This is a genomic window from Blastococcus sp. SYSU DS0510, assembly GCF_054050835.1.
The window spans coordinates 41904-59237 of the sequence record NZ_JBJHAC010000004.1; the positions used below are offsets into that span (position 1 = coordinate 41904).

At 72.1% G+C, this 17334-nt stretch carries 18 protein-coding genes; 9 read left to right on the forward strand and 9 right to left on the reverse strand.

All coding sequences use genetic code 11. The annotated features are described in order from the left end of the window. The first annotated feature begins 187 nt into the window (after window positions 1-187). Window positions 188-1429: an HNH endonuclease gene (locus ACI79P_RS04600; RefSeq protein WP_456579846.1), complete on the forward strand. Its 1242-nt coding sequence runs from the start codon at window positions 188-190 to the stop codon at window positions 1427-1429. Here ACI79P_RS04600 and ACI79P_RS04605 read toward each other — a convergent pair. The 3 genes from ACI79P_RS04605 to ACI79P_RS04615 form a co-directional block, all read right to left on the reverse strand. Further along, window positions 1382-2410, reverse strand: coding sequence for a hypothetical protein (locus ACI79P_RS04605; RefSeq protein WP_456579847.1), 1029 nt, complete (start codon window positions 2408-2410; stop codon window positions 1382-1384). The two genes, ACI79P_RS04600 and ACI79P_RS04605, sit on opposite strands and share 48 nt — an antisense overlap. Further along, the gene (locus tag ACI79P_RS04610) at window positions 2407-2982 is read right to left on the reverse strand and encodes a hypothetical protein (RefSeq protein ID WP_456579848.1); all 576 of its coding nucleotides are present in this window, start codon (window positions 2980-2982) and stop codon (window positions 2407-2409) included. The genes ACI79P_RS04605 and ACI79P_RS04610 overlap by 4 nt, the downstream gene beginning before the upstream one ends. 685 nt (window positions 2983-3667) lie before the next feature. Next, entirely contained in the window at window positions 3668-3943 is a 276-nt protein-coding gene (locus ACI79P_RS04615) for a hypothetical protein (protein WP_456579849.1), read from the reverse strand. Window positions 3944-3955: 12 nt separating this feature from the next. Between ACI79P_RS04615 and ACI79P_RS04620 the strand changes: the two genes are divergently transcribed. The 3 genes from ACI79P_RS04620 to ACI79P_RS04630 all read left to right on the forward strand — a co-directional run bounded on the left by ACI79P_RS04620 (window position 3956) and on the right by ACI79P_RS04630 (window position 6829). Continuing rightward, entirely contained in the window at window positions 3956-4351 is a 396-nt protein-coding gene (locus ACI79P_RS04620; protein WP_456579850.1) for a hypothetical protein, read from the forward strand. A gap of 407 nt (window positions 4352-4758) precedes the next feature. Beyond that, window positions 4759-6075, forward strand: a complete 1317-nt coding sequence (locus tag ACI79P_RS04625; RefSeq protein ID WP_456579851.1) for an ABC1 kinase family protein — start codon at window positions 4759-4761, stop codon at window positions 6073-6075. A gap of 133 nt (window positions 6076-6208) precedes the next feature. Continuing rightward, window positions 6209-6829, forward strand: a complete 621-nt coding sequence (locus ACI79P_RS04630) for an antibiotic biosynthesis monooxygenase (RefSeq protein WP_456579852.1) — start codon at window positions 6209-6211, stop codon at window positions 6827-6829. A gap of 74 nt (window positions 6830-6903) precedes the next feature. On the opposite strand, the gene ACI79P_RS04635 is transcribed toward ACI79P_RS04630, so the two are convergent. Further along, complete coding sequence (locus ACI79P_RS04635; RefSeq protein ID WP_456579853.1) at window positions 6904-7095, reverse strand: hypothetical protein; 192 nt, start codon at window positions 7093-7095, stop codon at window positions 6904-6906. Window positions 7096-7442: 347 nt separating this feature from the next. Between ACI79P_RS04635 and ACI79P_RS04640 the strand changes: the two genes are divergently transcribed. Beyond that, entirely contained in the window at window positions 7443-7931 is a 489-nt protein-coding gene (locus ACI79P_RS04640) for a VanZ family protein (RefSeq protein WP_456579854.1), read from the forward strand. Between the two features lie 121 nt (window positions 7932-8052). Here the strand turns inward: ACI79P_RS04640 and ACI79P_RS04645 are convergent, their stop codons facing one another. Then, complete coding sequence (locus ACI79P_RS04645) at window positions 8053-11619, reverse strand: TM0106 family RecB-like putative nuclease (protein WP_456579855.1); 3567 nt, start codon at window positions 11617-11619, stop codon at window positions 8053-8055. A gap of 375 nt (window positions 11620-11994) precedes the next feature. Between ACI79P_RS04645 and ACI79P_RS04650 the strand changes: the two genes are divergently transcribed. After that, window positions 11995-13011 carry a patatin-like phospholipase family protein gene (locus tag ACI79P_RS04650; protein WP_456579856.1) on the forward strand — a complete coding sequence of 339 codons (1017 nt, stop codon included), beginning with the start codon at window positions 11995-11997 and terminating at the stop codon, window positions 13009-13011. 88 nt (window positions 13012-13099) lie between these two features. Here ACI79P_RS04650 and ACI79P_RS04655 read toward each other — a convergent pair whose 3' ends face one another. From ACI79P_RS04655 to ACI79P_RS04665, 3 genes are all read right to left on the reverse strand, one after another. Continuing rightward, window positions 13100-13819 carry an alanyl-tRNA editing protein gene (locus tag ACI79P_RS04655; protein WP_456579857.1) on the reverse strand — a complete coding sequence of 240 codons (720 nt, stop codon included), beginning with the start codon at window positions 13817-13819 and terminating at the stop codon, window positions 13100-13102. Window positions 13820-13931: 112 nt separating this feature from the next. Continuing rightward, the gene (locus ACI79P_RS04660) at window positions 13932-14309 is read right to left on the reverse strand and encodes a YybH family protein (protein ID WP_456579858.1); all 378 of its coding nucleotides are present in this window, start codon (window positions 14307-14309) and stop codon (window positions 13932-13934) included. A gap of 191 nt (window positions 14310-14500) precedes the next feature. Further along, window positions 14501-15253 carry a hypothetical protein gene (locus ACI79P_RS04665; protein WP_456579859.1) on the reverse strand — a complete coding sequence of 251 codons (753 nt, stop codon included), beginning with the start codon at window positions 15251-15253 and terminating at the stop codon, window positions 14501-14503. Window positions 15254-15463: 210 nt separating this feature from the next. On the opposite strand from ACI79P_RS04665, the gene ACI79P_RS04670 reads away from it, so the two are divergent. The 3 genes from ACI79P_RS04670 to ACI79P_RS04680 all read left to right on the forward strand — a co-directional run bounded on the left by ACI79P_RS04670 (window position 15464) and on the right by ACI79P_RS04680 (window position 16839). Next, window positions 15464-16087 carry a hypothetical protein gene (locus ACI79P_RS04670; RefSeq protein ID WP_456579860.1) on the forward strand — a complete coding sequence of 208 codons (624 nt, stop codon included), beginning with the start codon at window positions 15464-15466 and terminating at the stop codon, window positions 16085-16087. Window positions 16088-16347: 260 nt separating this feature from the next. Then, window positions 16348-16581 carry a hypothetical protein gene (locus ACI79P_RS04675; protein ID WP_456579861.1) on the forward strand — a complete coding sequence of 78 codons (234 nt, stop codon included), beginning with the start codon at window positions 16348-16350 and terminating at the stop codon, window positions 16579-16581. A gap of 51 nt (window positions 16582-16632) precedes the next feature. Beyond that, window positions 16633-16839 (forward strand): tautomerase family protein, encoded by a 207-nt coding sequence (locus ACI79P_RS04680; RefSeq protein WP_456579862.1) that lies wholly within the window; start codon window positions 16633-16635, stop codon window positions 16837-16839. A 21-nt stretch (window positions 16840-16860) separates the two neighbouring features. Here ACI79P_RS04680 and ACI79P_RS04685 read toward each other — a convergent pair whose 3' ends face one another. Then, window positions 16861-17247, reverse strand: a complete 387-nt coding sequence (locus tag ACI79P_RS04685) for a hypothetical protein (RefSeq protein WP_456579863.1) — start codon at window positions 17245-17247, stop codon at window positions 16861-16863. Window positions 17248-17334 lie beyond the last annotated feature (87 nt).

Consider the following 17334-nt stretch of genomic DNA (forward strand, 5'->3'; position numbering starts at 1 on the left):
TGAGCAGGCCCGCAGCCCACTGGCGGACAGCCCTCCAGCATGCGGTTGAGTTCGCCACACCCAAGCACTGGAGGGTTTCCGGGCGTCTCGACACCGGTCCGACCGCGAGGATCGCTAATCTGTCGTTCGAGCGTGCAGCTCGGGCGAGCATCTACGGCCGTCCCCGAGGCGACGACAGTGGGGCGCTGTGCTGGACGAACGGGTGCGGACGGCGATGTTCGCCCACCTAGAGAGGCTCACCGCTCTGCACCCCGAGGGCGTGACGTCCGCCGAGATCAACCAGTTCAGCGTCGCCGGCCAACCAATGAAGCTCGTTGTCCAGCCGGGTATCTGGAAGCCCGCCGCCCTGGACGCGGCTCTGACCATCCGCACGACCTACACCGCGGCCAACCAGCTCCCCCCGTATGAGGACGCCATCGCACCGGGCGGCTTGGTGCAGTACGCCTACCGCGGCACGGACCCAAACCACTCGGACAACCGGGCTCTCCGCACCGCGATGCAGCAGCAGCGGCCGCTTGCGTACTTCATCGGCGTGGCGAAGAGCGTGTACCAGGCGCAGTTTCCGGTCTACGTCGTGGCCGAGCGTCCCGATGAACACTCGTTCCACATCGCCGTCGACCAAGCGCAGCGCTTCGTAGACCCGAACTCGTACGACTCCTTGCCGGCGGATGGGCGGTCCTACTTCGAGCGTCTTGTCCGCGCCCGACTTCACCAGCCGGTGTTCCGCGCCCGGGTGCTGCAGGCCTACGAGAGGCAGTGCGCGATTTGCCGTTTGCAGCACACGGACCTGCTGGATGCTGCACACATCGTCCGAGACTCGGACGAAGGCGGGCTGCCGGTGGTTCCGAACGGGTTGAGCCTTTGCAAAATCCACCACGCGGCGTATGACCGGAACATCATCGGCGTCCGGCCAGATCTCATCGTCCAGGTGCGTCGTGATGTCTTGATCGAGGTCGACGGACCGATGCTGAAGCACGGCATTCAGGCGATGCACGGCGTCCAGCTCAGCGTTCCGCAGCACCGAGCAGCGCGCCCCGACCCAGATCGCCTCAAGCAGAGGTTCGAAGAATTCCGTTCGCGCCGGCTGACGTCTGGGCAGGCTGAGTCGTCGCGACATCAGCAACGAAGGCCGGCCCCACGCCCGGGTGGGACGACACTCGAATCGACCTGCGCGTACGATGGACTAGCCGTGGCGTCGGATGCGCGACGCACAGTGCGCGCCGTGTCAAGTCGCACCGGTCGTTCTCCACGTCTGGCGGAGAGATGGACGCCGCCGACGAAGCCATCGGCTATCACTCAGGCCGCGCTCCCTATCCGGACCGGAAAGGTGCAGCATCGAACACCACGTCACGGACCACTCCAGGCACGGACTAGCTTCTCCTTACACCACCTCGACGAGAATATCTTCGGCCGACCAGTCGTCGAGTGAGCCGAGATAGATCCAGGTTCCGTTCACCTGGGTGACAGCCTGGCCGACACGAGTCAGATAGACGTTGCCACCATGCGGGAGGAACTCGCGCCACCGTTCAGCCCCCTTGACTGCAACCGCGCCGTACTCGTTTGACAGAAGATCTGTCGTGGCCGGGTCGTAAAGGTCGCGGACGTGGCCGAGCAAGCGAAGGATGCGTGTTGGCGGCGCTGCGGGCCAGACGTCACCTGCCGCAAGGTCGAGATAATCGTCGGTGAAGCTGCGCCGTTGGGCATTGCGCTGTGCTTCTAGCGCCGCTTCGAGGCCGACGATCGTTTCTGCCATGACAGCCAGCTCGTTCGCGGCTGCTTCGGCGTCAGCCTTCGCTGCCTCTCCCATCGCGCGGGCCTTGGCAACCTCCGCCGCCTGGGCCCTGTGCTTGGCCTGATACTCGTCAAGCTCCTTCGCCAGTTGGGACATCATCTCGTCGGGCGGGCCGCCGAAGACCGCGCCACCCTTGAGGTCATCGACCCGCGCGATGAGCTGGGCGGCCTCCTCTGCAACGGGAAGTCCTAAAAACGATGCGACGCCACGAATTAACTCCGCGTCCGCGCGCAGCGTTTCGAGCGCGGGCACCTCGTCGAAGTGTTGCTCGCGGTTGCGGAACTTCGTGGGGATGCTCTTGAACTTGCTCCAGACGTCGAGAGGCATCGGGCCAAGACATTGCTTCAGCGGCGAGTCCATATTTTTCGCGGGCTCGTGCACACAAAAGTTCGGGTCCCAGAGGTTCGGGGCTCTCTTGTACAGCGGTACGTCGGGGAACCGCTGCTTGCGCGCCTCGACGAGCTGCTTGAGCCAGTCATCGCCAAACTGTGGACGCATCTTGTCGTCGTAAAGCTGGCCGAGGTCCCACCCGAAGGCGCGGAGCAGCGTCTGGGTGCCCTTGATGACCTCGCCGAACGAGCCGTCGACCGGGAGTGCCGTTCCTACGCGCGGGATCATGACGCGAGCCTTGCCTTCACGATCGGAAGCACGCGAGTCAGCACGTAGACCGCGAGCGGTCCGAGCGCCTCGTAGCCCGGGAACACGACAGCGAGCCTGTTCTTGTGGCCATTGCTCTTGTCACCAAGCACTTCGGCCCTCGTCCCGAAGTCCAGGGCCCCCGCCTCGAAGAACAGTGTCTCGGCGGACCGACCGAGCGTCGAGTCGAGCTCTTCCGGTGTTGCCTTCTTCGTGTTGCCCCAGCCGTTCAGCCCCTTGCTCGGGTTCCAGTGGAGCAGGTCAGCCTCGACATGCTCAGCACCGTCTTCGCGCGCCATTACCGACAGCCGCGCACCATGCAGCAGACGGTCGAATGCCGGAGCGCTGTCGCCCCGGCTGAGCGCCACAACGGCACCACCGCCGTCCCACCGCTGATACGCGATCTCCATGAGAGGGCCGCCCGGAGCAGCGACGACCGCAGGCATCTCCCAGGCATCACGGGTCTCGCCGCCGCGGATGCCTGGCACGGCACGTTCACGTCCCCCGTGGTCCGGGACAAGAAGTGTGGCCGCGCCCACCTGGATCTTGCTCATCGCCGACGCACCTCGCTCAGCACCAACTGTAGGTCCACTCGCTGCATCGCCCCGTGCCTCCCCGATCACCGTCGCCGGCCGCCTTCCTGACGACCTGCCGCTGCGGAGACACAGCGGACGCCTATGACTCGAATCGGCGGGTGCAAGCACTGGCATAAGAACCCGTCACCCGGACGGGCGACGTCCGCCTGAGCGCAGAAGCCCTTCCTCAGGTCCCCGTGCGCGCAACCGCGACACCCGGCCAGCCGGGTCCGGGCCGGGTGACCTGGCGACGAGCCGACGCCGAGCGGGAGTTCGGGACGACCCGCAGCGCCGGCCCCTGTGGCAGCGCCTCCCGACGAGGGAGGTTGTCCCGGCACCAGCGTTCGCAGTCGGCCATCAGGTTGCCGGTGGTCATCGGGCGGGAGATCCCACTGGACGGCATGCCGGACAACGCTGCACAGCTCCTCGGGTCAGGACGACGGTTTCGGCGTCCCCACCGCAGGGTGCTGCCGGGCACGGTCATCACCGGCCGAGAACGATCGCAGGACCTGCCGGAGCGCGCCGGAAGACGGGGAAGGACGCGGACCAACCGTAGGTGACGCCCGTGTCCCAGCCCGGCATCCCGAGGACCGGCGCGCCCCAGCTGAGCCGGCCGCGCGGCGCATCCACGACCGGGCCGTCAAGGCATTGCGGCAGGAACCGATCACAGCCAGGGTAACCGCCAGTGGCGATGCCACCGGGGCGCCGCCACGAGCGGGAGGTGCGGCGGCATGCACGCTCGATCCACCACCATCAAGGCCGACCCCGACAACCTCGACGCCGGCATCGCCTTCACGCGCAACGAGGTGATGCCGGCGACCCAGCAGATCGACGGCTGCATCGGCCTGTCGATGCTCACCGACCGCGAGAGCGGCCGCTGCATCGTCACGACGTCCTGGGCCGACGCCGACGTCATACGCGCGGCCAAGAAGACGTCCACCCCATCCGGCTCATGCACGCCCTCGGCGCCCAAGGGCTCGACATCCAAGCGTGGCAGATCGCCGTCCTGCACCGGGATCGCCCGGCCGGGGACGGCGCCGGCGCCCAGGTCACCTGGGCCCGCATCGCACCCAACCGCCTGAACGAGCTGCTCGACGCCTACCGGCACAACCTCATGCCCCGGCTGCAGGACCTGATGGGCTTCGACAGCCTGAGCATGCTGGTCGACCGGCGGACCGGCCGCACGGTCAGCGTCACCGCCCTCGAGACCCGCGACGTCCTCGCGTTGGTCCGCAGGCACGCCAGGCACCTGCGCGAGCAGTTCGCCCAGGCCATGGGCGCCCGCATCACCGACATCGCCGAGATGGACCTCGCCGTCGCGCACCTGCGGGTCCCGGAAACGGTCTGACGGACGTCGCTGCCCGAGGACGAGCGCCAGTAGCGTCGACCCATGGCGATCGACCCCCCCCGGGGCAGATCTCAGGCGCTACCTGCAGGAGGACCCCGGCGGTCCGGTCGTGATGCTCAACCTGCTCCGCTTCGCCGAGGGCGGCCGCGAGTCCTACGACCAGTACGCCAAGGCCCTGTCGGAGACCTTCCTCCCCCGCTACGGCGGCGAAGTCCTCTACGCCGGAGACGGCGGCACACCGCTGGTCGCCGAGCAGGGCCAGGACTGGGACGCCGTCCTGCTGGTCCGCTTCCCTCCCGCGAGGCGTTCAGCCGCATGGTCGCCGACCCCGAGTACCAGGAGGTCACGCACCTGCGCACCCAGGCGCTCACCGAGGCCGTGCTCCAGCCGACGACCCCCTGGTAGCCGTGACCGAGTCGAGCGAGGGGACGCCGGCGCGAGGCCGCCTCGCCCGGACGGCCCGTCTCGCCGCACTGCCGGCCGCCTACGCCGGCCGCACCGCCCTCGGCCTCGGCAAGCGCCTCGGCGGCCGCCCGGCGGAACTGGTCGCCGAGCAGGTCCAGCAGCGCACCGCCGAGCAGCTGTTCGCCACCCTCGGCCATCTCAAGGGCGGCGCCATGAAGATGGGCCAGGCGCTCTCCGCCATGGAGGCCGCACTGCCCAAGCAGCTGGCCGGCCCCTACCGCGAGACGCTCGTCCGACTGCAGGAGGCGGCGCCGCCCATGCCGGCCGCGCGTGTGCACGAGCAACTCGAGGCGTCGTTCGGTCCGCAGTGGCGGGAACGCTTCCGCGACTTCGACGACCGGCCCGCCGCGGCCGCCAGCATCGGGCAGGTCCACCGCGCCACCTGGTCCGACGGCACGCCGGTGGCCGTCAAGGTGCAGTACCCGGGCGCCGCCGAGGCGCTGGTCGCCGACCTCGGCCTGCTGCAGGGGCTCTCACCGATCATGAAGGCCGCGGTCCCCCACCTCGACGTCCGCGAGCTCTTCACCGAGCTGCGCGCGCGGTTCGTCGAGGAGGTCGACTACGCCCGCGAGGCAGAGACCCAGACCGCGTTCGCCGAGGCCTACCGCGGCGACCCCGACGTGCTCGTGCCCGAGGTGCTGGCCGTGGAGGGCGAGGTGCTCGTCACCCGGTGGATCGACGGCACTCCCCTGTCCCGCGTCATCGCCTCCGGCAGCCAGGCCGACCGCTACCGCTGCGGCCAGGTCCTGGTGCACCTGTTCACCTCCGGCCCCGCACGGGCCCAGCGTCTGCACGGCGACCCGCACCCCGGCAACTTCCAGCTCATGGACGACGGCCGGCTCGGCGTCCTCGACTTCGGGTCGAACCAGCTCATGCCGCACGGCTGGCCGGCCCGGCTCGGTCCCCTGCTCGCCGCCGGACGGGACGGCGACGCCGCGCGACTGCACCGCATCACCGCCTCGGCCCACCTGCTGCGACCGGACGACGTGACGCCCGCCGCCCTGCTCACGCTCCTGGCCCCCTACCTGCAGCCGCTGCGCAGTCCCGAGTACCAGTTCGCCCGCAGCTGGCTGCAGGAGCAGACCCGGCGCGCCTCCGACCCGCTCGGCGCCGCCCAGCGCACTCAGCGGAAGCTGGCGATCCCCCCGCGCCACCTGCTCCTGCAGCGGGTGGCCGAAGGGCTGGTCGGCGTCCTCTGCTCGCTGAACGCCACCGTCGCGGTGGACGCCGAGCTGCGTCGGTGGCTCCCGGGCTACTGACCGGCACAGGGCGCGACCGGCCAGCACCTGGCCACGGCGTCCCGAGGCCTGTTCCTCGGGCGCGGACGCGAGCACCATCGGAAGGGCGGCGACGCCGCCGGGGCGTCGCCCGCCATCCCGAGAGGAGGGCGGCATGTACGCCCGATCCACCACCGTCCACGCCGACCCGCAGCGGATCGACGAGGGCATCACCTACGTGCGCGACGAGATCATGCCCGCCGTCCACAGCATGCCCGGGTGCATGGGCCTGTCCATGCTCTGCGACCGCGACCCCGGCCGGTGCATCGTCACCACCAGCTGGGACTCCGAGGAGTCGATGAGCGCCAGCAGGGACGCGGTCATGCCCATGCGCGAGCGGGCCACCCAGGTGATGGGAGGCAGCTTCGAGGTCCAGGAGTGGGAGATCTCCCTCCTGCACCGCGCGCACCAGGCACCCGAGGGCGCCTGCTGCCGCGTCACCTGGACCCGCGGCGACCCCGCCCGCATGGACGAGGCGACCGAGACCTTCCGTACCGGCCTCGTCCCGCGCCTCGACGACATCCCGGGGTTCTGCAGCGTCAGCATGATGGGCGACCGGCAGACCGGCATGGGCGTCCTGACCGCAACCTACGACGACCGTGCGGCTCTGGAGAACTCCGCCCAGACCGTGCGCGGGATGCGCGAGCAGTTCACCCAGCAGCTGGGTGCGGAGGTCATGGAGGTGGCCGAGTTCGAGCTGGCGATCCACCACCTGCGCGCCCCCGAGATGGCCTGAGGGACGACGGCCGGCGCGGCACCGACCGCGCCGGCCTCGGGCCGGGCGCCCGCCGCCGCCGTGCTGCGCGGAGGTCAGCTCCCGGTGCGCGTGACGGGCACACCCGGCCAGCCCGGGCCCGGCCGGAAGACCTGACGGCGGGACGGCGCCGGCTCGGCCAGCGGCGGCACGACCCGCAGCGTCGGCTCCCGGCGCTGCTCCACCCGCCGCGGCAGGTTCTCGCGGCACCACCGCTCGCAGTCGGCCAGCAGGTTGCCGGTGGACATCGCGCGCAGCATCCCGCTGGACGGCAGACCGGACAACGCTGTGCAGCTCCCTACGCGAGGACGACGAACTTCGACGTCCTCACCGGGCCGGCGGCGTCGTCACCCGGGCACGGCAGGACCGCGGTCGCCGAGGACCGGGTACTGCCGGAAGTGCGCCGGGAGACGGGGAAGGACGCACGATCGACCGTAGGTGCCGACGGCGCGGGAACCCGGGAGCCGGACGACGGCGCGCCCTCGCTCAGCTCGCCGAACGCCTCATCGACCACATCTGCGCCGGGCGCTCCGACTGCATCGCGACGTCCGACGGGTCGCGCCGTCGGCGTCGTCGGACGGTCAGGATCCTGCGTGTGATCAGCACCGTGCTCGCCGAGCACCGATGGCTCGAGCCGACGGCGTTCCTCGTCCTCCTCATCGCCGCACCGGTGGCCGCCCGGTGGCTGGCCGACCGCCCGCAAACGGCGCGGTGGCTGGCGGCAGCTGCCGTCGCGGTGGCGGCCGGCCTCACCCTCTGGCCCGACGACCGGAGGGCGTTCTCCTTCTGCGAGGTGGCCTGGAGCGTTCCGACCTTGTTCCGCGGCGACGTCGCCAACGTCATCCTGTTCCTGGCCCCGGTCGTGCTCCTCGCCACCGCGACCCGACGACCCGTCCTGGTCGCCGCGGTGGCAATTGCCGTGTCGGCCGGCGTGGAGCTGCTGCAGGCCCTCGCACCAGGCCTGGGCCGGTCGTGCTCGACCAACGACTGGCTCGCCAACAGCATCGGCGCCGTCCTCGGGGCTGCCATGGCCTGGGCCGGAGTTCGTCTCGCCAGAAAGACTTCCGCACCAACGGCCCGGTGATCGCGCCGGCCGGATGCCTGCTTTCCTTCCACCCCGAGCAAGCGGCGTGCGCCGTGACGGTGCAGGTGCGCCGGACGACGACCGGCAACGCGAGAAACACCACCTCGTCTCGCTGCCGGACTCAACCGTCGACGACGGCCTTCCGAGCACTCACCGCTCGCGCGAAGCGGCTGGCCAGCTTCAGGTGCTCCGGCTGCGACACCGGCGGGAACACCGCGTCGGGGTGAGCCACGACGATCGCCATCAGCCGCGCCCGCGACAGCGCCACGTTGATCCGGTTGATCTCGTAGAGGAACGGCACGTCACCCGGCTTCTCCGCTGGCCGCCCCTGCGCGAACACCACCACGTGCCCCTCGCGCCCCTGGAACTTGTCCACCGTCCCCACCCGGTCGCTGCCGCCCAGCGCCGCCCGGATCCGGTTCACGTGGGCGTTGTGCGGCGCCACCACGAGCACGTCGTCGGGCGTCAGCCGCTGCGCCCGGCCGTCGACCGTCACCGACGCCCGCCGCACCACCTCTTCCACCAGCGATGCGACCAGCCCCGCCTGCGCCTCCTCCGTCGCCCCGGTCGGCAGCCACACGACCCCCGGCCGGAGCGGGATCCGGTGACCGCCGATGACGACGTCCGGCCCCGAGATGTCCCGCGCCGCCGCGGTCTCGTGCGCCTGCAGCGCGCCGTCGTACGCCAGCGCGCCCACGACCTCGCACACGGCCGGGTGCATCCGGCGGGAGACGTCCAGGAACACGCCGGCCTCGGCCGGCAGCACCGCGCTCCCCCGCGCCAGGTGCTCGAGCAGCGACACCCGCACCGCCTCGCTGTGGCTGGCCTGGATCGGCGACGCCAGCTGCTGCGGGTCCCCCAGTGCCACCACCCGCGGCGACGCCTGCGCCACCGCCACCGCATCGGCCAGCGACAGCTGGCCGGCCTCGTCCACCACCAGCAGGTGCAGCGCCCCGGCCAGATCGGGCCGGGCCCACCCGAACTTGGTCGCCCCCACCACCGCCGGCCGCCCGGCCGAGCGGTGGCCGTCCAGCCACGGCCGCAGCTCCCGGCTCCCGCCGGAGATCGGCGCGACGCCGGCACCGGTCACCTGGTCCCCCGACCCGACGTGCCCGACCGTCAGGTCCAGCCCGCGCTCAGCCGCCAGCGCCGCGACGCTCTCCAGCAGGTGGTCGATCACCTTGTGCGAGTTGGCCACCACGCCGATCGCGGCCGAGCCACCGGTCGCCGCCACCCGCGCCACCTCGTCGAGCACCAGCCGCGCCGCGAGCCACGTCTTCCCCGTGCCCGGCGGGCCCTGCACCGGCAGCACCCCGGCGGTCATCTCCTTCAGCAGCCGGCGCGCCCGGTCCGCTGCCTCCTCCCCCGCCCGCAGCGCCATCCGCGCAGCCGCCAGCGGAGCGGCGCGGTCGAGCAGCCGCAGACCGGTGACCGCCTCCCCCGGTGGGTCGGTCAGCAGAGCCGCCTTCCCGAGCCGCATCAGCGACTCCCAGACGGCGTCCGGGTCGTAGAACGGCGCCGCAACCAGCGGCCCCAGCTCGGCCGGCACCTGCCCCTTCTTGAAGGAGAACCAGCCGGTCTTCGGGTCGTGGTCGAGCAGCCGCACCGCGAGCGGCTTGCGGTCCTGCCCCGCCGGCACGACCTCCACCACGTCGGCGCCGGCCCGCAGCTTCCACGCTCCCGGAGTGGCCCGGTACTCGCGCAGCAGCGCCTCGTTCTTCCGTCCGGTCACCGGCGGGTGCACCCTCTCCAGCACCACGTCGACCAGGCACGACTCGTGCTCGGTGCCGCGCCGGATCCGCGTCTCCTCGACCGGGGCGCCGTTGAGCTCGGCGAAGTCCCGCGACACCTCGGCCGCCGGCTCGGAGGTGGCGCCGTCGTGGTCGGCCGCCCAGTCCTGCAGCCGCAGGAAGTCCTGGTAGGCGACGACGAACTCCCGCCGGTGCCACTCGAGCATCTCGGCCAGCATCCCCGCGCCGGCCGCCGACAACCCCGACGGCAGGTCCCCCACCGCAGCCGCGGAAAGCAGCCGCTGCTGCAGCTCCTCGGTGCGGGCCGCGCGCTGCAGCACCGAGTCCGGCGGCGTGTAGTCGTCCTCCGGCTCGGCCAGCAGGTCGTCCTCGGAGAGATCGGCAGCCAGTGCGTGCAGCCACAGGTGCACCGCGCGGGTCGCCTTCACGTCGTGCTCGTTGTAGGCGCGGATGCCCTCGAGCAGCGCCGCCCGGGCGTCGCCGTCCTCCACCGCCAGGTAGGCCTCGTAGGCCTTGATGCTGTCGTCGGCCTTGCCGACGGCGGCCGCCGCGGCGCTGCGGTCGTAGCCGGCCAGCTTCTCCACGATCTTCAGCGAGGTGCTGCCGTCCTGGGTGCGCAAGCCGGCCTCGACGCGGCGGTAGAGGTCGTCGAACCGGGTGGCGACGAAGTGCTCGACCTCGGCCACCAGGCGCTCGCGCTCGGCCACATCCGGCCAGGCGGCGGCGATCCGCTCCAGCGCGGTGACCTCGTAGGAGTTGTAGTGGTAGACCCGCCAGTCCCCGCCCAGCGCCTCCCGGCGGCGCAGCTCGTCGAGGAACCAGCCGAACGCCGCCCGCTCCCCCTCCACGTCGTGCGCCCAGCGGTGGAAGTAGGCGCCCTCGACGTCGCAGTAGGCCCAGAGGTAGTCCAGCGTCGGGATCGCGGCGTAGGGGTCGCCCTCGAGGTCGAAGTAGACGTCGAGCGGGTGCGGCTCCGGCGTTCCGGCGATCCCGGTGACCCGCGGCTGGGGCCGCACGAGCACGACGTCGTCCCTCCCGGCCTGTGCCGCAGCCTGGGCGCGCAGCCGCTCGAAGGTCACCAGGCCGATGTCCTGCGGCCGGTCGTCGTCCGACGCCGCCGCCAGCCCCTGCACCGTCGAGATACCGCGCTCCCTCAGCAGCGCGCGCTGCCGGCGGGAGAGCCGGTGCACGTGCCGCAGGTCGTCGGGGCCCCACTCGTCCTCGCAGCGCTCGGCCCACCGGCACAGACCGCAGGCGTCGACCGGGTCGGCCAGCGTCTCGACCGGATCGCGGTGGAAGGCGAGGAACCGCTCCCGCAGCTCCTCCAGGTACGGGACGGCGTCGTCGTACGCCCAGGTGAACTCCTCGCCGGTGCCCAGCCAGACGACCAGCCGCGGCGGAGGGCAGCCCTGCAGGCTCTCCAGCATCGAGCCGTAGTGGGCCATCTGCACCAGCGCGTTGGCCGAGGGCTTGCGCGCGAGCTTGGTGTCGCGCACTTCGTAGGCGTGGTCGCCGAACCGGCTGGGCACGCCGTCGACCCGCACCAGGAAGTCGGCGTAGCCGAACCACGGCTCGTCGAACAGCGCGGCCTGGTAGACGACGTCCACGCCGTCGCGCAGCGCCTGCTCGGTCGCGCGCGCGGCCTCGAGCAGCCCGTTCACCCCGGATGGCCGCGGAATCTCCACGACCTCCAGCCCGGAGGCCACCAGCCGGTTCCGCATCGCGCGCTCGTGCTCGTCACCACGGACGTTCGCCGGCTCAGGGAGGTCCGCACCGGAGGCGATCGCCGCCGCACGCGCCTGCGATCGCGCGGCGAGCCACGTGGCGAGTGCGGCATCGCTGAGCGCCAACGCGTCCAGTCGGGAGGCGTGCGCGCAGCCGTGCCAGGTGAGCAGGTCCGTCGCCGAGTAGCGCATCCCGCCGTCGACCTGCTTCATCGATCCTCCGTCGTCCCTGCGCCGTGGAGCGTCCGCGGCCTCGGTGCAGATCAGACCGGACGGTAGTGACACGTTCTCGATCCGTATCACCCGGTCGGGCGACGGCGACGAGCCCGCCCCCTGGTCACCGCGATGACCCGATCACCTCACTTCGGTGCGGACCGGCTCGAGGAGGAACAGCTCCTGGGTGCTGTTGTGGTCGCCGACGCGGGCGACGATGTGGGAGGTTGTTGCCGACGCCGATGGTGTCCGGGACGTTCGAGCCGGAGAGATGCAGGCGACCAGGCTTACCCATCCGCCGGCGCGGCTGGTTCTGACCGCGGCACCGTGCCGCCCACCCGGTGGCAACTCGTCGGGACGGCCCTACGGTGGGGCATGACCTCGCCGGGGCCCCTGCCGGCCGACCTGGTGCTCGAGGGCGGCGGCGTCAAGGGCATCGCGCTCACGGGCGCCGCCGTCGAGCTGCTGGGCCGATACCGGTTCGAGCGGGTGGCCGGCTCCTCGGCGGGCGCCGTCCTGGCCGCCTTCCTCGCCGCGGGCCTCTCCGCCGACGGGATCCGGGCCGCGGCGGACCGGCTGGAGTACGACCGCATCCCGGACTCCTGGGCGCCGGTGCCCCTGCTGGCGCCGGCCGCAGGGCTGCTGCTCCGGTCGGGCCTGCACCCGGGCCGCTACATCACGGAGTGGGTGCGCCGGGAGCTGGCCGACCTCGGCATCGTGACCTTCGGCGACCTGCGCCGCGAGGACCCCGGCGACGACCCCGCGCTGGAGCCGTGGCAGCGCTACCGGCTGGTGGTGACGGCGACCGACGTCACCCGGGGCCGGCTGCTGCGACTGCCCTGGGACTACCGCGAATTCGGACTGGACCCCGACCGCCAGCCGGTGGCCGAGGCCGTCCGTGCGTCGCTGGCGATCCCCTACTTCTTCGCCCCCCGGAGCCTGCGGGACCCGCGCACCGGGCGGGGATCGACCCTGGTGGACGGCGGGGTGCTGTCCAACTTCCCGATCGAGATCTTCGACCGCACCGACGCCGCCACCCCGCGCTGGCCGACCTTCGGCGTGGGCGTGGGCGACACGCTCGCCGACGAGGACGTCTCGGTGTTCGGTGGCCGGCACCTGCTGCCGCCGCTGCGGCTGCTGGACTCCCTGGTCGCCACCACGGTCACCGGGCGGGACCGCACCTACCTGGCCACCCCCTGCGTTCGCCGCCGGGCCTTCTCGATCGGCACGGTCGGCACCGGCCTCACCGAGTTCGACATCGACGCGGCCGAGCGGGCCCGCCTGATCGCGGCCGGCGAACGGGCCGCGCGCCAGTTCCTGGCCCGCTGGGACTGGGACGCCTACCTGCGCGACTGCCGCGGCATCGATCTCCCCCCGGCGCCGCCGGCGTAGCAGTCCCGCGAGAGCAGGCCACGGGCGCGACCACGGCGCCGAGGGCGGCGGGCCGGGTCACCGAAAGACCCGAGCTGACGCCAGACCGTCAGACGATCCGGATCCGCAGCCGCCGGAAGCCCCGGCCCTTGTTCTCCATCTTGGTCACCTCGACCCGACCCACCATCGACGTGGAAGCGACGTGCGTGCCACCGTCCGCCTGGGTGTCCAGACCCACGATGTCGACGATCCGCACCGTCTCGATGTCGGGCGGCAGCAGGTTGGTCGCCGTCCGGATGATGTCCGGGATGGCGAACGCCTCCTCGCGCGGCAGCACCGACACCTGGATCGGTCGGTCCCTCTCGATCTCCGCGTTCACCGCGGCAGCCACCCGGTCCTTGAAGTCGGCGGGGACCTCGGCCAGGTCGAAGTCCATCCGTGCCGACAGCGGCTCCATGTTGCCGCCGGTCACCAGTGCCCCGAAGTCGCGGAAAACCACGCCGCACAGCACGTGCAGCCCCGAGTGCGTGCGCATCAGCGCCGTCCGCCGCTCGTCGTCCAGCGCCCCGCGGACCGCGGTCCCCACCGGGGGCAGCGGATCCTCAGGAGCGGGGATCAGGTAGAGCTCGTCGCCCTTGCGGGTCCCGACGATCCGCGTGCGCACCCCGCCCCACAGCAGCACGCCCTCGTCCGGCGGCTGCCCGCCGCCGCCCGGGTAGAACGCGGACCGGTCCAGCACGATGCCCTGCTCGGGGTCGCTCGCCAGGACGGCCGCGTCCCAGGAGCGCACCGACGCATCGTCCAGGTCGAGTCGGTGGCTGTGCAGCATGCCGCTCATCGTGCCCGCCCCGGACGGACCCTCGCCGCGCACCATCCGAAGGATCGGGCGCCGTCCGCGCTCGGTGAGCTCCGACGACCCCCGGCAGTGCGCGGCTCGAGCGCTACGGCTGCTGCGCCGGGGAGTCGGAGTTCCAGATGTCGAGGCCCATGCGCCACCCACCGTCAGGCTGCCGGCGATGGACGACGACGTAGCTGCCGTTGTCGACGACGTCGGCACCCACACGCATCTCGTACTGCCCCTCCTCGACCGCGAGGTCGTCCCTCTCGTCGAGCGACACGGTCTTCAGCACGGCGCCGGTGATCCCCATCCCCAGGACGCCTGCCCAGAACTGCTCGATCCCTTCGCCGGTGACCACCGGAGACCCCGGCGGCATGACCTTGGCGTCCGGCGCGTAGACCGACGCGATCAGCGCGGCGTCCCCGGTCTCCACCCCCTTCATGAACGTGGCGTTCCCGGCGTCGATGTCACTCCGGCTCATGGCCTCCCCCTCGCATCCGAGGACAGCAGCGTCGCGACGACGGGGCGGCCCGGTCAACGCATGCGGAGGTCGTGACACGCCGGCATGGGGGCTGCGAGCGCTGCGCGCCTCCGCGGTGACCGGGCGTCCGGACGGCGTGCGTACCCGGCCGGTGACCCGCCCCTCAGCCTGCAGACGCGCCTCGGCCAGGATCAGGCCGCGTCGAGCCGGTAGAGCGCGGTGTGGTGCACCTGCAGCACCGGCTCGTCGCCGGCCAGCACCAGCGCGTCGTAGCGAACCTCGTCGTGGCGTCCACGCCGGCCCACGTCGGTGACCCGCCCGTGCGCGGTAAGCTCCACCGGCAGCCGGGCGGCGCCGAGGAAGCGGCAGTCGCTGGACGTGTGGATCCACGGCCCCAGGGCGACGTTCTGCATGAGCAGCTCGTTGACCAGCCGCAGCAGCAGCCCGGGATGGACCAAGCCCTCCTGCCGGTACAGCTCCAGGGGCTCGCCGATCGCATCCAGGTACCAGTCGTTGCGCTCCGCGGTGCCGGCCTCGGAGACGCTGCCCATCGGACCGACGACCGGGTCGGTCAGGAGCTCGCGCGGCGCGGGCACCGGGGCGTACCCGGCGAGATCAGGGCGGTCCGCGCCGAGCCCGGCCGAGCCGACGCACCGCACCTCCCCGGACGGGCCGCTCACCGTCAGCCGGCCGTCCGCCGGGTCGACCAGCAGCTCGTCGCCGTCGTAGGTGGGCCGCCGGAAGCGCAGGTCGATCCGGCCCCGGGAGAGCCACTCGGCTCCCCAGGCCGCCACCAGCGGCGTCGTCGTGCGGGCGAACAGCTCCACGCCGGGGACCAGCGCCCCGTCGAAGCCGTACCGCCGCGCGACGTCGTCCTCGTGGATCTTGTTGGTCGACTCCTCGACGACGTGGGCCACGAAGCTGTGCGGTTCGGGAGCGGTCACGCCGCCGGATGCTGCCCTGCCAGTTCCCCGGTGTCGACACGGAGGCCGGCGACCGGGCGTGCCCGTCGCCTGGATCCGACGGCCTCGGTCCGCGGCCGGTACGGACACTACCCGCGCGCGCTCCAGTTGACAGCGGTCGGCGCTTGGGCACTATGACCTGGGGCGACGCCGTCGGGGCGCCGCGCGCCTGTCCCCGGAAGGGAGGGCGTCATGCACGCCCGATCCACCACGATCACCGCCGACCCGAACCGCATCGACGCCGGCATCGCCGACGTCCGCGACAACGTCATGTCCGCCGTCAGCGGCATGGAGGGCTACGTCGGGCTGTCGATGCTGTGCGACCGGAGCTCCGGCCGCTGCATCGTCACCACCGCCTGGGAGAACGAGCAGGCGATGGCTGCGACCCGCGACGCGGTCCTCCGGTTGCGTGAGCAGGCGACGGAGCAGTTCGGCGCGGAAGCGCCCGAGGTGCGCGAGTGGGAGATCGCGGCGATGCACCGGCTGCACCCCGCGGGTGACAACGCCTGCGCCCGGGTCACCTGGTCCCGCGTCGACCCGGACCGCATCGACAAGGTCCTCGACGTCTTCCGCACCGACCTCATCCCGCGCATGGACGAGATGCCCGGCTTCTGCAGCCTCAGCCTGATGCTCGACCGGCAGACCGGCGACAACTCCCTCACCGCCGTCTACACCGACCGCCGCGCCCTGGAGGCGACCCGCCAGCGAGCCATGTACCTCCGCGACGAGTTCCGCCGGGCATTGCGCATGTCGGCCACGGACGTGGCCGAGTTCGACGTCGTCCTGCACCACCTGCGCGTCCCCGAGTTGGTCTGACCCGCACCGGCTGCTGACCGCACCGGCGACAGCCGCCTCGGCGGATCCCGGATCCGGCGGGTGCCAGGCCATCGGCCAGGGCGTCAGCACGCTGGCCAACACGGTCTTTCCGGAGGGTCAGTTCGTCGAGAACGCATCCACGGTGGCGACGTCGGGGCCGCGAGCCTTCCCGAAGGTGATCGTCCACCCGGAGCAGGACGCCGCCTGCCCGTAGGGCACCACCGGTCATGCAGTCCCTGCCGCCCGCCGATGAGGCAGCCATGACCAGTCGACACGTCGGTCCTGCGGAAGCGGCACACGCTGCGGCGGCCAGCGCCATCCAGGAGCTCTACGACGAGGCGCTCCGTCACCTCGACGCCGTCGCCCGCTCGCTGGAGGCGGCCGCCCCGGCGGCGCAGGAGGCCGGCCAGCCGCAGGAGCCCTCCACGGATGGGGTCCATCCGACCCTGGAGCTCCCCCGCCGGCTGCTCTCGCCGGTGGCCGACGCGGCCTGACCCTCACCGCGCCGAGTGGTCGTCCGCGGCCGGCTGGGTTAGGGATACCTCATGCCCTTCATCCAGATCACCATGATCGCCGGCCGCACCGAGCAGCAGAAGCGCGACCTGCTCGCCGCGGTCAGCCAGGCCACGACCGACAGCATCGGCGCTCCGCCGGAGACGGTGCGGGCCTGGATCGTCGAGGTGCCGCCCACCGACATCGCGGTGGCCGGCGAGACGCATGCCGATCGCCGCGCGAAGGCCGACCAGACCTGAGGCGCCGGACGCCGGAGTGCGTCAGTCGTCCAGCGAGCGGATCCACAGCGCCGCCGCGCCGTAGGCCAGCGAGCTGACGACGGCGCGCGTGGTGGTCCGGCCGCCGGCCTTCCCCGCGGTCGCCAGCGCGGTCAGCGTGTCGAGCGCGTTCATCGCCGCGACCGCCATCAGCCCGCGGTCGACCTCCTCGTCGGTCTTCGCGGTCAGCGCCAGCGCCGAGACCACCAGCGCCCGGCTGCCGAAGAGCCGCTGCAGCTGCAGCCCCGACGGCGTCACCGGGACGCCGTAGCCGTTCGCCACCTTGCGCGGCGCCAGGACGCTGATCGCCCCGAACGCGACCCCCACCGCACCCAGCGCCTGCGCCATCGACTTCTTCGACGTCTCCGCCGCGGTCTTCTTCTTGGCCATCGTCAACTCCCGGAACGAAGAGGGACGGCGTGCGCTCACCGCCACCGGCCACTCAACCAGCGGCGTCTCCGACCCGCAGCGCGAGCG

What these genes read in the sequence shown, in the direction of transcription:
- ACI79P_RS04605 (WP_456579847.1), bottom strand. Translation starts at nt 2,410, where the DNA reads ATGATCCCGCGCGTAGGAACGGCACTCCCGGTCGACGGCTCGTTCGGC.
- ACI79P_RS04610 (WP_456579848.1), bottom strand. Translation starts at nt 2,982, where the DNA reads ATGAGCAAGATCCAGGTGGGCGCGGCCACACTTCTTGTCCCGGACCAC.
- ACI79P_RS04620 (WP_456579850.1), top strand. Translation starts at nt 3,956, where the DNA reads ATGCACGCCCTCGGCGCCCAAGGGCTCGACATCCAAGCGTGGCAGATC.
- ACI79P_RS04630 (WP_456579852.1), top strand. Translation starts at nt 6,209, where the DNA reads ATGTACGCCCGATCCACCACCGTCCACGCCGACCCGCAGCGGATCGAC.
- ACI79P_RS04635 (WP_456579853.1), bottom strand. Translation starts at nt 7,095, where the DNA reads ATGTCCACCGGCAACCTGCTGGCCGACTGCGAGCGGTGGTGCCGCGAG.
- ACI79P_RS04645 (WP_456579855.1), bottom strand. Translation starts at nt 11,619, where the DNA reads ATGAAGCAGGTCGACGGCGGGATGCGCTACTCGGCGACGGACCTGCTC.
- ACI79P_RS04650 (WP_456579856.1), top strand. Translation starts at nt 11,995, where the DNA reads ATGACCTCGCCGGGGCCCCTGCCGGCCGACCTGGTGCTCGAGGGCGGC.
- ACI79P_RS04655 (WP_456579857.1), bottom strand. Translation starts at nt 13,819, where the DNA reads ATGCTGCACAGCCACCGACTCGACCTGGACGATGCGTCGGTGCGCTCC.
- ACI79P_RS04660 (WP_456579858.1), bottom strand. Translation starts at nt 14,309, where the DNA reads ATGAGCCGGAGTGACATCGACGCCGGGAACGCCACGTTCATGAAGGGG.
- ACI79P_RS04670 (WP_456579860.1), top strand. Translation starts at nt 15,464, where the DNA reads ATGCACGCCCGATCCACCACGATCACCGCCGACCCGAACCGCATCGAC.
- ACI79P_RS04675 (WP_456579861.1), top strand. Translation starts at nt 16,348, where the DNA reads ATGACCAGTCGACACGTCGGTCCTGCGGAAGCGGCACACGCTGCGGCG.
- ACI79P_RS04680 (WP_456579862.1), top strand. Translation starts at nt 16,633, where the DNA reads ATGCCCTTCATCCAGATCACCATGATCGCCGGCCGCACCGAGCAGCAG.
- ACI79P_RS04685 (WP_456579863.1), bottom strand. Translation starts at nt 17,247, where the DNA reads ATGGCCAAGAAGAAGACCGCGGCGGAGACGTCGAAGAAGTCGATGGCG.